Here is a 13281-nt window from a genome sequence, read left to right as displayed (position 1 = left end):
GCATCTTCCTCGTTGCCCAGCTTCGATAACATGAATGGATTCAAGCGCCACTCGGAGCTTTTACCCGCTCTCATGAGCCGGCATCGCTTCGAACGGTGGCTACGTTCTTGAATCACTGACCGTGGAGAAACCGGGAGCAGCCAGATCCTTGGCCGAGAGTTCCGGTTCGCCATGCCAGGACCACGCCTCTCGCTGCCAGTCGATCGCCAGATCGGGGTCGTCCCAGCGAACGGCACGTTCGGCGTCAGGTGCGTAGTAATCCGTGGTTTTATAGACGACCTCGGCCACCTCGCTCAGCACCAGAAACCCGTGACCGAAGCCCGGCGGTACCCACAATTGCTGGCCGGTGCTGGCGCTCAAGCGCGCGCGGACCCACTGGCCGTAGGTCTTGGACTGTTCTCGCAGGTCGACCGCGACGTCCAGAATCTCACCCACCACGGCGCGCACCAGTTTTCCCTGAGGCTGACGAATCTGATAGTGCAACCCTCGCAGCACGCCGCGAGCGGAGCGGGAGTGGTTGTCCTGCACGAAGGTGTGCTCGCCACAGTGTTCCTGAAAGGTACTTTGACGAAACGTTTCCATGAAGAAGCCGCGCTCGTCTTCGAAACGGCGCGGCGTCAGCAGGACGACTTCGGGTATCGCTTGCGGTTCATAGTTCATGCGAAACCTGCCTTCTGCTGAGAAATCAGACGTGCCAGATACTCGCCGTAGCCGGTCTTCTCGAACATCGCGGCGCATGCCAGCAGTGCATCGTCATCCAGCCAGCCGCTGTTCCAGGCGATCTCCTCGAGGCAGGCGACTTTCAATCCCTGGCAGTGCTCCACGCTCTGTACGTACTGGCTGGCTTCCATCAGACTTTCCGGCGTCCCGGTATCCAGCCAGGCGAAGCCCCGGCCCAGGCGTTCGACGTACAGATCGCCCCGTTTGAGATAGGCATTGTTGACCGAGGTGATTTCCAGCTCGCCCCGCGCCGAGGGCGTGACGCCGCGGGCGATCTCGACCACGTCGTTATCGTAGAAATAGAGCCCGGTAACGGCATAGGGAGATTGCGGCTGCGCGGGCTTCTCCTCGATGTTTTTAACCTGGCCGGAGTGATCGAACGACACCACGCCGAAGCGCTCCGGATCCTTGACCCACTGGCCGAAGATCGTCGCACCATGCGGCTTTTGCGCGGCAACGCGTAACTGCTCGGAGAAGTGCTGACCATGGAAGACGTTATCGCCCAGCACCAGGCACACCGAATCCTGACCGATGAACGACTCCCCGATCAAAAACGCCTGCGCGAGCCCTTCCGGCGCCGGTTGCTCGGCATACTCGAAGCTGACGCCGAACTGCTCACCGCTACCCAGCAACTGGCGGTACTGCGGCAGTGCATCCGGTGAAGAAATGATCAAAATCTCGCGAATACCCGCCAACATCAGCACCGAGATCGGATAGTAGATCATCGGTTTGTCGTAAACCGGTAGCAACTGCTTGGACGTGCCTAGCGTCATCGGAAAGAGACGCGAGCCGGTGCCCCCGGCCAGCACAATTCCTTTGCGTGTCATCTTGAATCCTTATTCATCACTAGAGCGTTCTGCATACTGATCAGACAGCCGGTGATCCGATCGATCGGCCAATTCGCTCTGGCTTTCGGGCTCATCAATCACCACTCTCAGACGGCCCAAACGACTTCGATATGGCGGATTTAGTTGCGGCCATCGAGATGGTACGCCTTCACGACTTCCGTGTGCGTCGCCACATGAATCTGCGGATTTTCTAAGGGTGTAATTACCATTCCTGTAACTGCTGAACCTGCGAAGTCAGATTTCCAGCAAACTTTTTCAGCACACCCAGTCTTTCGTGAGCGGTGATCAGTGAACTGTGAAGAATATCAGCATCTTCAATATACTCATGGATCATTTTATTGCGCAGCTGACGTAGGCTTAACCACTCTTCCTCTGATTCCAGCCAACCATATTTTTCCGCTTTATCCAGATTGATAAGCAAGGCCTTAACGGGTTCACCGAGAGCATCGAGTAGTGCCGGCAAAAGCTTATCACCGAGCGTATCTTGAAGCCGACAAAACCGGCTGGTAAAAGCCTCCAGCCTAAGCGCCAGCTCTGGATTCTCGTCAAGGCCCTCTACGGCCTTCAAGCTAAGCGAGGGCGAAAAAGTCTGGCTATCTGCATAGTCCAGATGTTTTATTTCCTTATCAACGACCCGTACAAGGAAGGCCAATCGAGCCTGTGTTTCCGGCGCGAGATTCATAACAGCATCCCCTTGTCCTGGGCAATGCGATGAATCAATGCCTTGGTCATGTTAGGCGCGTTGAGAACGACATCTATCTTGCGTTCACCAAGTTGACGAATAATTTTGGCTTCGACCCTGGCGATTGCCCACGCGGGATTTTCGATGGCACGGTCTACCGTAATCATCAAGTCAATATCTCCTCCCTTGGCAGCGTCATCGGTACGAGAACCAAACAGCCTGACCTGTGCATCTCGGCCAACGACGTCTCTTACCGCATTTTTGATGGCGCCGATCTCTCTGTCTGAAAGCCGCATGATGCCTCCTCAGCAAGGGCGAAAACGAACCCACTGTAGCATTTTCGTCGAGATGCCAAGCCCGGCATGGACCGGGCTGCTAGGGTGCGAGGTACTCTTCCAGCGTCAAGGCCAATTGCGTTTGCCAATCCGGTAAGGTGATCCCCAGCGCGGTTTCCAGCTTGTCGACCGCCAGGCGCGAATTGAGCGGGCGCGGGGCCGGCGTCGGGTAATCGCGGGTCGGGATCGCGGAGACCGCCTCAGGCGAGATTGCCAGCGGTTCCCCCGCCGCGATGGCCTGGCGAAAAATCTCGCTCGCGAACTCATGCCAGCTGGCTTCTCCTCGCGACGCCAGATGATAGAGACCGCCTTCCAACGCACCGCGCTGCCATTCGCGCAACGCCAGCAGCGTCACCGTGGCGATCAGCCGAGCCGGCGTAGGCGCCCCGATCTGGTCATCGACGATAGACAGACGTTCGCGTTCCCGGCCCAGGCGCAGCATGGTATCGAGAAAGTTCCTGCCGCGCGCGCTGTACACCCAGCTCGTGCGCAGAATCAGATGCGCCGCGCCGCTTTGCTGGATCGCCTCGTCACCCTGCAGCTTCGTTGCCCCGTAATGAGACAACGGCCCGGTAGCGTCGCCTTCCTGCCAGGCCGTGTCGCCGTTACCGGGATAGACGTAGTCGGAAGAGTAATGAACCAGCGGGACGCCATGCTCACGAGCGTGGGTCGCCAGTTGCAAGGGCAAGCCGACATTGAGCCGCTCGGCGGCCTCCCGTTGGCTTTCCGCTGCGTCCACCGCAGTGAAGGCGGCGGCGTTGACGATCAAATCAGGCCGATGACGCTCGAGATAAGCCGCAACGTCATCCGCGCGATCCAGATTCAGCGCCTGGCGATTCGGGGCCAGAATGGGCCCCAATGGCGCAAGCGTTCGGCACAGTTCGAACCCGACCTGGCCGCTGCCGCCCGTAATCAGAATCTTCATGCGTCATTCGCCCCGCCGTTCTTGGCTGGAGTCTCGGGGGCGTCATCCACGGTAGCAGCCAGCCCCAGCCGCTCACCCTGGTAGCGCTGATCCTGAATGCGCTGCCACCACTGCGGGTTTTCCAGGTACCACGCCACCGTCTTGCGCAGGCCGCTTTCGAACGTCTCTTGCGGGCGCCAGCCCAGCTCGCGCTCCAGCTTGCCCGCGTCGATCGCGTAGCGGGTATCGTGACCCGGGCGATCGGTCACGTGGGTGATCAGGTCCGCGTAACGCCCCACCCCGGCGGGTTTTTCGGGCTTCAACACTTCCAGCAACTGGCAGACGGTTCGAACGACATCGATGTTGCGAACCTCGTTGCAGCCACCGATGTTGTACGTCTCCCCAACTTCGCCTTGGGTCGCGACATGGACGAGCGCCCGCGCATGATCTTCGACGTAGAGCCAGTCCCGTACCTGGAGACCATCCCCATAGACCGGTAACGGCTTGCCGGCGATCGCGTTGAGAATCATCAGCGGGATCAATTTCTCGGGGAAGTGATACGGGCCGTAGTTGTTGGAGCAGTTGGTAACGAGAGTCGGCAGGCCGTAGGTGCGCCGCCACGCCCGCACCAAGTGATCGGCGCTCGCCTTGCTGGCAGCGTAGGGGGAACTCGGCGCGTAGGCGTGGGCTTCGGCAAACGGCGGATCTTCGGGCGCGAGATCGCCGTAGACCTCGTCCGTCGAGATATGGTGGAAGCGAAACCGCTGAGCGCGGCTGGCGTCTCGCTCGGTCAACGCCTGCCAGTAGCTTCGCACCGCTTCCAGCAGTTGATACGTGCCGACGATATTGGTTTCAACGAAGGCCGCCGGGCCATCGATGGAGCGATCGACATGGCTTTCCGCCGCCAGATGCATGATCACGTCCGGCTGCGCCTCTTCGAGGATGCGCGCCATCACCTCTCGGTCACCGATATCGGCCCGATGAAAACGATAACGCGCGCTATCGGTCACGAACGCGGGCAGCGATTCCAGGTTGCCCGCATAAGTGAGCTTGTCGACGTTGACGACACGATGCTCGGTATTGCCGATCAGCTCGCGAACGACGGCGGAACCGATGAAGCCCGCGCCACCGGTCACCAGAAAAGTCAGACTCATAGGGAAATCATCTACCCTGGCCGGATCGGCCAGGGTTCACAAGGAAGGAAAGTTCATCGCTCGGCATCGCCAGGCGTTTCGGTGCGGGTATCGGAATCGGTATCGTCCGGCGTTTCGATGCGGGTATTGGTATTGCCTGACGTATCGGTATCGGTATCGGTATCGGTATCGGTATCGACAGAAGGCTTACGCTCGAAGGTAAACACGCCAAGCCCCTTCTCCATCGGCACCATCTCGAAGGAGCCCCCGAAAACTTCGGTCCAACTCTGGCAGATCCGCTTTTCTTCACCGCGCGCGGCGTCGTCCAGCCAGACCGCCGCGTTGGGGGAAAGCTTATCGATCAACGCCGGCACCGCTGGGTAGCGGGCGAACTCGCACGTCTTGGCCGGCGGGCCGTCGATGAGGACGAAATCGACATTTTGCAGATCCTCGAGCAGCGCCACCGGATACCAGCTGACGGTCTGGTCTTCTCGGTTGTTGAGATGCTCACCCTGCCACGGTTCCAGCTCGCCGATGCGCAAGTCGACCCATTCGCTCAGCCCTTCTCGCTCGAGATTGGCCTGCGTCTGCCGGCCGTAATGCGCGGAATGTTCGATCGAAACCAGCCGACCGGCACCGACCTGGGACAAAGCATCAGCAATCACCAGCGTCGACGAACCGCTGCCGAACTCCACGATCAGCCTGGGCCGAGTCTCCATGATCCATTCATGGAGTTCCAGCAGCACATCTGGCGACAGCGGCCAACCACGTAACGGGGGCAAGCGACCCTGAATCTTGAGCCGCTTTGTGAGCCAGTGAAACGCCTCGAACTGCCGGTAAAGTTGACGATCCATCTCCTGCTGCTTTGAGAGCAAGGAGGACTGGAGCTTCCCCAGCCGGAATTCCAACGACTTATTAAAGGCTGCAAGTCGCGACGTTTCTAGGGCCTCGGCGGGCGATAGCTTGTCTGACGGGCTTGCGTTAGTCTTATTCTGGCTCATGCCGTGGCCCCGGAAGCATTAGGAAGTCTCGATGCTAATCGAGTCAGTCGTTACCGAACAGGTCACGTGTGTAAACTTTATCCCGCACATCGGCGATGTCATCCATCAGGCGGTTGGCGATGATAACGTCACAGCGCTGCTTGAACGCCTCGAGATCCCTCATCACCTTCGAACCGTAGAACTCGTCTTCTTCCAGCACCGGCTCGTACACGACCACTTCCACGCCCTTGGCCTTGATGCGTTTCATCACGCCCTGCATGGCGCTGGCACGGAAATTATCCGAACCCGATTTCATAATCAGGCGATAGACACCCACGACCTGGGGGTTGCGCTTAAGCACCGCCTGGGCGATGAAATCCTTTCGGGTACGGTTCGCTTCGACGATGGCACCGATCAGGTTATTGGGCACGTCTACGTAGTTGGCCAGCAGCTGCTTGGTATCCTTGGGCAGGCAATAACCCCCGTAGCCGAAACTCGGGTTGTGGTAATGCGTGCCGATACGCGGGTCGAGCCCCACCCCTTCGATGATCTGCTTGGTGTTCAGACCATGGGTTTCGGCGTAGGTATCCAGCTCATTGAAGTAAGCCACGCGCATGGCGAGATACGTATTGGCGAACAGCTTGATCGCCTCTGCCTCGGTGCTATCCACGAACAGCGTGGGAATGTCCTGCTTTACCGCGCCTTGCTTCAGCAGGTTGGCGAAGCGCTCGGCGCGTTCGGAGCGTTCCCCCACGACGATGCGTGACGGGTGCAGGTTGTCATAAAGTGCCTTGCCTTCACGCAGGAACTCCGGCGAGAAGATCAGGTTGTTGGTGCCGAACCGCTCGCAGGCTTCCTTGGTGTAACCCACCGGGACGGTGGACTTGATCACCATCACCGCTTCGGGGTTGACCGCCATTACGCTCTGAATGACCGACTCGACACTGGAGGTATCGAAGTAGTTATTGACCGGGTCATAGTTCGTTGGTGTGGCGATGATCACGAACTCGGCGTTCTGATACGCCTCCTGACCGTTCAAGGTCGCGGTGAGGTTCAACTTCTTGTTCCGAAAGAACGATTCGATCTCAGCATCTTCAATGGGCGACTGGCGTGCATTGATCTGCTCTACTTTTTCGGCAACGACATCCACTGCCACCACTTCCTGGTGCTGAGCCAGCAATACGGCGTTGGATAGACCTACATAGCCTGTTCCAGCAACAGCGACTTTCATACTCAATATCCTTATCGATACTATTTACAATTTTTCAGCTAGCTGGCTCACCCGTAGCGCAGGCACCGCATCAAAGTGCCTAGTCTACGGAGTGGCGAATCTGCTCTGCAATTTTCGAGGCTGCAGTTTCGGCAGTCTCGGCGTCGGTCGCTTCGAGCATAACGCGAATGGGGGGCTCGGTGCCGGATTTACGCAGCAAAACACGAACATCATGCCCCAGCTCATTACCTACTGCACCGACCACTTCTTTCACCGACGGCTGGATTAGAGGATCACTACTCTGTGCCGCCTGGTAATCAATGTTGTCCAGTGTCTACTGGTAGCCTTTCGATGCCTACTTGTCGTAGATTATTGTCGCGAACTTGATGATTACTGACAACATTTCTATAGAAAACCATGATTTCCACGAGGCGTTGTCAGTATCGACCAGATACTTTAAGGCTACAGGACTACTCATTTATTTCACAACTACGTTCTGACTCAGCGCGCACCTTAACCTGTTCGTGAAAACGCCGTGCATTAGGTATTTTATGGAAATATCAACTAGCTTACGCACAGATCACAGCGCCAGCCGACTTACCAACCCAGCTTGTTGAGCAGCAAGTCAATGCAGTTCGAACCATTGGATAAAATAAACTACAGCCGTCATTGGCGCTAACAAAAAAGCTGCTTTTAATAAAAGATATAACCTATTTTAACGTCAGACGCCACCAACAACAAACCACTACAAAATTAAAGCAAAACTTGCAACACCAAAAAGCAGAGTCCCAGCATTAAAAATCGTGCAGACCCAAAAGATGAGCGATTTTCACTTTTACGTGGACCAAAGCAGTCTGCAAAATCTAATGGCAAAGTCAATAAAATAAAAACAGGCACTAAGTATGCACAGCATACTCTTCAAATGAGTCATCACCAAAATAATAGCACCTCCCAAAACTTGAAATAGACGAACGCAACTCCGAAGCTCCGCCCTCCATCAGGTTAGAAGCTACCATTACTTTTTCGGCGTTAATGTATTCGCCAAGCACAACTGGAACGACTCCACTTTCAAGCGCACTGAAATAAGAATCCAACAACCTGCCGGGCACAGTCTCGTACTTAGGCAGATGTAAAAACGCCACTCTGCTAACTTCGTCTCTATCCAACTGACTAATAGCGTCGAAAACCGGCTGAGATAACTTCTTATCTGAAAAATCAGAAACATATAGCTCATCAAAAGAGAGCATAATGGGATCTCGTGAAAACATTCTGTTAGGGCTAGGAAACCCGCTAGCGAAGTGTTCTACATGTCCTGAGACAGGAGACATACTAGACTTTTTGTGTCGCCAACGGCAAATTTCACGGTAAATATGCCTAAGGCCGAAATGGATACTTTTTACGTGAGTGACCTTATTTCTAGTCAAAGAGCCAGCATCATCCATAGCAAATGACAAAGGCATACCAGGGTGTATCTTTCTAACACTCAACTTGCCATACTTAGCTTGGACGCGCCAGATATACTCAGTATCACCACCAACTTGAACATTGTCCCAACCACCTAATGTTTCAAATACTCTGCGCCTTGCCAGAAAAGACGAATGACTCCAGTGTATTATTTCTTTACCTGGGCGCCAATTAGGAGTGAAATACAACCCCTCAAGAGCTCTAACCCAATGAAGCATGACAGCTTCAACATCGGGATTTTCTTCCAAAAAGCGAATTTGGAGCTCAAGTTTTTGCGGATGGGACCAATCGTCTCCATCATGGGTCGTAAAGTAATCTCCTGTCATATACTTTAAGCCGACGTTTCTGGCTTTATACGCCCCTCCATTTTCGTCAACTTTGAAAACATTAAACCTAGAATCCAGCTCAGCCCACTTTAGCGCTTTTTGGTAAGTATTATCATCACTTTTGTCGTCTATTACTATAACCTCAATATTCTTATAAGTCTGTGATGCCAACCCGCTTAGAGCAACATCAATGTTATTTTCACAGTTAAATACCGGCAAAATAACGGTAACTTTTCCGCAGTCGAAGCCAGAACCCAACACCATTGAAGTCAAGTTTTCAAAATTTAACCCCTTTTTTGGGTCAAGCAAACTAATTGGCGAAAGCCCATTTGAAACAAAGCACTTATTTATCGCTTCAAGCCGTACCAAATCACCATTCAATGTATTAGCATACACAAGACCCAAATCCGAATCGTATCCATACTTTTGTTCGTATCGCTTTATTTCCTGAGCTGCCGCAGCATCTTTACCTAAATTGAGGTAGCAGAAAGACTTTAAAATGGTGTGTTTTTTTGAACTCGCACTACTTGTATCTAGCTCCTCAGAAATCTTTACTAGATAAAGAGAACGCTCGTAATTAGCGTTAAAAAACTCCCATCTAGCAAGACTCCACGCCGCCCTAGCTCTTAAAGACGCTGCATAGAATTCTAAATCTACAATATTTTGCAGATCTCTGGATGCATGGCTTGGGTAGGCTCCCCATAGGTGTTCATTTAGCCGTTTTTCTAAATCCCTCTCGAAATCATTAAGATATTCAAGACTCGTCCTCCTACCTTCTTTTCGCCCATGATATATATAGTGCAACAGGGGATTCTGGCCTGAACTTGCAACTTCAGGGTTATCGGATAAATAAAGCTCACTATCAAACCGGCGACATGGATTACGCTTCATACGCCACCCATACTTCATATAGTGCCGAACCGGATCAATTCCAGCCATAGAAACATCAGGATATTGCTGCAAGTACCAAGCCGAATTAATAAGCTTTGATTTTTTTACAGCATAGTAATCAGTTTTATTCATTTGGGAACCCCAAGTCTAGCCGACTACATTGATAGCGCTTGCGCAAGATGAATAGTAAAACCATAGCAAGAAAGATATTCGGGTATCATAATTTGGCTTGAACTTCCATGGTTTTTGTCCTCCCGCGTAATGTAGCATTTTAATCCCAGACAAAACCTCGCGCTGCTGAGAGTCGTCAAGGAGCTTGAGGTATATCTCCTGAAAGTTATATGCTGCAGGCAGCATAAATCTTTTAAAATCATTTGTTTCAGAAAAAAATCTACTTAGATGACCCTGCTCATGTATCTCGTTTCTCTCTGAGACGTACTTAGTGATATCGTAAAAGAAATCGTTTCTTAAAAGGTCTTGCCGTAGAATCATTACACCGCTATTAACTCGAGATTTGTGCGCCCCCCAATAGCTGCCACGCACCATCTTTTTCAAATTAGCCAGATTATCTGAATCTGCATCTGGAAATAGTTTCCTTTGAAACTGAGGAGTGCATAAAAAGTCCGCTGACTCGTTCAATTTTGTAAGACCAGACATTTCCTGGAGGCAAATCATGTCGACATCAAAAAAAATCAAGTTCTTAACATCTTGCTCTTCAAACGCTGCCCATTTTAAAAATGTGCCTCTATTCCAACCTGCTTTCTCGGGGCGCCTTACGTTATTTTCTGCTAAATCGTACAGAATATTTTTCTTTTCCCCTTTGACAAGAATTAACTTATCAGCAACAAACTTAACAAACGAATCCTCTAAAACTAAAGGGTCATCGGTGTAAACAACTACTTGATTTTTTAAAAATGCTCCATTTCTTGCTAAACTGGCTATCATTGTTTTAAAACAATTTAAATAGCCATAGTCAAACGCAAAGGCTATACAGTAACTACCTTCATCGTGATCTACGACTTTCTCGGGAAAAAGCTCAGGGTTATTATTAGCAAAATTAATTATTGCCACAATTCCACCTCAATCGTCTTAGCCTTAGGTAACTAGATCGCGGTCACGTATTGACATTGACTCTAAAACGTAACGATCAATATGCGGAAACCTATCTTTCAAAACTTTTTCTGCCTCAAGCAACGTTAACGCCGGAGACTTCATTCTATTTGTTTTAGAATCGTTGCTTGAATGTAACGTTCTGATCCAATGATGCCCACCTTGAATTGATATAAAATCGTGCCTTTTCTCCATATCTCCATGACTACCCATATGCAATATAGTTTCGCCATCGTCTTTAAGGTTAAAAACGCCCATACCAAGCCCTATATTTGGCCAATTCCTGTCTACTATTCTGAAATCATTCTCTCCGTATCGTGTCATTTGGTAACCGTCAGAAAAACAGATCACCTGTTTGTGCCTTGCATCTTTAAATAATTCGTGGATTTTTTCCACGTAATCACCGCAAAGCACATCATCATCATCTAGCCTATAACTAAACACTTTACGACCAGAAAATCTTGAGATTACGTATTTTGATACCTCACTTTTAAATTGTGACTCAACAGGAATTTCAAGTATTTCAACATTATTAACTACAGAAACCAAATCATACACCCTCTCTTTCCACTCTTTCGGCATGTTATCGGAAATAACGACAACGCCATAAGATGTGTCGCTTGCAGAATTCAGATGCTGGTATGTATTAAGAGCAAAAGAGCTAAGCAAATCAACCCGATGCTTCATCGAATGATATTCAAAGGCTTTATTTTCCGCTTCTTCAAGAGAAAGATTTCGTGTCCCATGAAACCAACTTCTAGATTCTTTCGTAACTATATTAAACCTAGTTATCCCAACCACATTAAAGTCTTTCATAACAGCCTCTCCAAAAATCAACTTCACACCAAAACACTAGCAATCAATCCTTATGATCTTTAACGATCAAGATCAGCATATTAATGATCAGTGTTACGAATAGCGCAATAACAGAAAACACCGCAATCATATAGAATCGTTCAGGCTTTTCTGGGTACTCCGGCATCGTCGGCGACTGCAGTACCGATAGCTGCTTTAACTGACGCGCGGCCTCGACACGGGTATTTTCCAGGGCCGCCAAGGTGCCGGAGTAGGCTTCCTGTGCGAATTGCGCGCGTAGCTGCAGCGTCTGGTACTTGCTGGAAACCGCGTTGAGCGCGTCACCGGACTGCGCCGCGAGGCGGCCTTTCTCTTCTTCGATCTGGCTCTGTAGTGCACTGATCTGGCTTTGCACCTGGACCATCTGAGATGAGGTCTTGCTCTGGTAACTGCCCATGGCAGCGCGTTGTGCTTTTAGGCTGGCGAGCTCGCCTTCCAGCTTGGCGACGACGGTGCCCAGGCTCTGAACCGTCGCGGTCGGCGAAGCCAGGCCATTCTCGTTCTCGAACTCGAGCAGGTCCTGCCGGGTTTCTTCGAAGCGCTTTTCGAGTACACCCACCTGCTCTTCCAGAAATTTGACTTGCTCTTGCGCGAGGCGCTGACCCATCTCGTTCATATGGCGCTCGCCTTGCTGCAACATCAGCTTGGCGATCTTGTTGGCTTCTTCCGGCGTGAAGGCGTTCACGTCAACTCTTAGCACACCGGCATATTCATCCAGCTCGACAGAAACCATACTCTGGAAGTATTTCAGCAGCTTTTCCGTCGGTGCGTTTTCGTCACCTAGCTGGCTGAAGAAATCGCCATTATTGGCATAGTGCTCACGGAAGTCCGCATTCTTCTCCAGGAAGTGCAGCATATCGGTGGAAAGCATGTAGTCTCGTAGCAACAGCATATCCGCCGAGTTCGTACCGCCACCGCCAGAGAGGATCGAGCTGAAGCTGAGTTCGGGCGTGGATATCTGCGGACTTTCCAGGATCACGTGAGCATGAGAAACGTAACGGTCAGAAGCCCAGATCGCCCAATAAAAGCTGACGAGCAGAATCAGGACGATACAGAGAGTCCAGTGGATCTGGCGCTTGGCGAAATCCAACCATCGATGCGGCGCGCTGGCCGTGGTAGCTGTTTGCGTCATAGGAAGGCTTACTTCTTACCCGAGGTGTTGTGGTAATGCTCGATGGCATCGTTGATATCGTCGAACCAGGTGGCGTGCCCATCTTCGAGTAGGACGCCGGCCTGGCATAGATCCCTCAAAATACCTTCACCGTGAGAGACCATGATCAGGCTGGCGGAGTTGACCCGTTCGTTGAACGCATCCTTGGCTTTCTGCTTGAACGCTCTATCCCCCACCGCCGTGGCTTCGTCCGATAGGTAGACATCGAAGTCAAACGCTAGCGAAAGGCCAAATGCCAGCCTCGAACGCATGCCGGAGGAATAGGTACTGACGGGCTCATCGAAGGATTTGCCGATCTCGGCGAAATCCTGCACTCGCTGGATCAACTGATGAATGTCTTTCCTGACCCCATGGATGCGAGCGACGAACTTGACGTTCTGGCGCCCGGTCATGCTGCCCTTGAAGCCGCCCGCGAGGCCGATCGGCCAGGAAACGCGAGCCTTGCGGTCGATCACGCCCTTATCGGGAAAATCCATGCCGCCGATCAAGCGCAGCAAGGTCGACTTGCCCGCCCCGTTGCGGCCGATCAGGCCGACACTCACATTGGTCGGGAACGTCAGGTTGATATCCTTGAGTACCCAGTTGCCGCCAAACGGTCCGTGGTAACGCTTATACAGATTACGAATTTCGATCATGTCGTTTCGGGCTCCGC

The 13281-nt window shown here is 52.1% G+C and carries 14 protein-coding genes; all 14 read right to left on the bottom strand.

Translation table 11 applies throughout. The features are described from left to right. Positions 1 to 99: 99 nt before the first annotated feature. The 14 genes from rfbC to ACUN9V_RS04080 all read right to left on the bottom strand — a co-directional run bounded on the left by rfbC (position 100) and on the right by ACUN9V_RS04080 (position 13264). Positions 100 to 660: a dTDP-4-dehydrorhamnose 3,5-epimerase gene (rfbC, locus tag ACUN9V_RS04145; RefSeq protein ID WP_445510445.1), complete on the bottom strand. Its 561-nt coding sequence runs from the start codon at positions 658 to 660 to the stop codon at positions 100 to 102. Continuing rightward, on the bottom strand, positions 657 to 1547 hold the full coding sequence (rfbA, locus tag ACUN9V_RS04140) for a glucose-1-phosphate thymidylyltransferase RfbA (RefSeq protein WP_445510444.1): 891 nt from the start codon (positions 1545 to 1547) through the stop codon (positions 657 to 659). Before rfbA ends, rfbC begins: the two co-directional genes overlap by 4 nt. Positions 1548 to 1770: 223 nt before the next feature. Then, positions 1771 to 2250, bottom strand: a complete 480-nt coding sequence (locus tag ACUN9V_RS04135) for a hypothetical protein (protein ID WP_445510443.1) — start codon at positions 2248 to 2250, stop codon at positions 1771 to 1773. Continuing rightward, complete coding sequence (locus ACUN9V_RS04130) at positions 2247 to 2546, bottom strand: nucleotidyltransferase domain-containing protein (RefSeq protein ID WP_110691992.1); 300 nt, start codon at positions 2544 to 2546, stop codon at positions 2247 to 2249. The genes ACUN9V_RS04135 and ACUN9V_RS04130 overlap by 4 nt, the downstream gene beginning before the upstream one ends. A gap of 79 nt (positions 2547 to 2625) precedes the next feature. Next, complete coding sequence (rfbD, locus tag ACUN9V_RS04125) at positions 2626 to 3510, bottom strand: dTDP-4-dehydrorhamnose reductase (protein ID WP_445510442.1); 885 nt, start codon at positions 3508 to 3510, stop codon at positions 2626 to 2628. Further along, the gene (gene rfbB, locus ACUN9V_RS04120) at positions 3507 to 4643 is read right to left on the bottom strand and encodes a dTDP-glucose 4,6-dehydratase (protein ID WP_445510441.1); all 1137 of its coding nucleotides are present in this window, start codon (positions 4641 to 4643) and stop codon (positions 3507 to 3509) included. Before rfbB ends, rfbD begins: the two co-directional genes overlap by 4 nt. A 53-nt stretch (positions 4644 to 4696) precedes the next feature. Continuing rightward, positions 4697 to 5476, bottom strand: a complete 780-nt coding sequence (locus ACUN9V_RS04115) for an O-methyltransferase (protein ID WP_445510440.1) — start codon at positions 5474 to 5476, stop codon at positions 4697 to 4699. A 190-nt stretch (positions 5477 to 5666) separates the two neighbouring features. Continuing rightward, a complete protein-coding gene (locus ACUN9V_RS04110) occupies positions 5667 to 6833 on the bottom strand; it encodes a nucleotide sugar dehydrogenase (RefSeq protein WP_445510439.1) in 1167 nt (388 codons plus the stop codon). A gap of 79 nt (positions 6834 to 6912) precedes the next feature. Next, positions 6913 to 7077: a hypothetical protein gene (locus tag ACUN9V_RS04105; protein WP_445510704.1), complete on the bottom strand. Its 165-nt coding sequence runs from the start codon at positions 7075 to 7077 to the stop codon at positions 6913 to 6915. A gap of 631 nt (positions 7078 to 7708) precedes the next feature. Then, positions 7709 to 9625 carry a glycosyltransferase family 2 protein gene (locus tag ACUN9V_RS04100; protein WP_445510438.1) on the bottom strand — a complete coding sequence of 639 codons (1917 nt, stop codon included), beginning with the start codon at positions 9623 to 9625 and terminating at the stop codon, positions 7709 to 7711. A gap of 15 nt (positions 9626 to 9640) precedes the next feature. Then, positions 9641 to 10564, bottom strand: a complete 924-nt coding sequence (locus ACUN9V_RS04095; protein WP_445510437.1) for a glycosyltransferase — start codon at positions 10562 to 10564, stop codon at positions 9641 to 9643. A 24-nt stretch (positions 10565 to 10588) separates the two neighbouring features. After that, positions 10589 to 11419: a glycosyltransferase gene (locus tag ACUN9V_RS04090; protein ID WP_445510436.1), complete on the bottom strand. Its 831-nt coding sequence runs from the start codon at positions 11417 to 11419 to the stop codon at positions 10589 to 10591. Positions 11420 to 11462: 43 nt separating this feature from the next. Beyond that, positions 11463 to 12590 (bottom strand): chain-length determining protein, encoded by a 1128-nt coding sequence (locus ACUN9V_RS04085; RefSeq protein ID WP_445510435.1) that lies wholly within the window; start codon positions 12588 to 12590, stop codon positions 11463 to 11465. 8 nt (positions 12591 to 12598) lie between these two features. Then, positions 12599 to 13264 (bottom strand): ABC transporter ATP-binding protein, encoded by a 666-nt coding sequence (locus tag ACUN9V_RS04080; protein ID WP_445510434.1) that lies wholly within the window; start codon positions 13262 to 13264, stop codon positions 12599 to 12601. Positions 13265 to 13281: the final 17 nt, after the last annotated feature.

This window comes from Salinicola sp. V024 (assembly GCF_052645315.1).
Note: the sequence above shows the minus strand (reverse complement) of the source record. Positions and strands in the feature narration are given on the sequence as shown.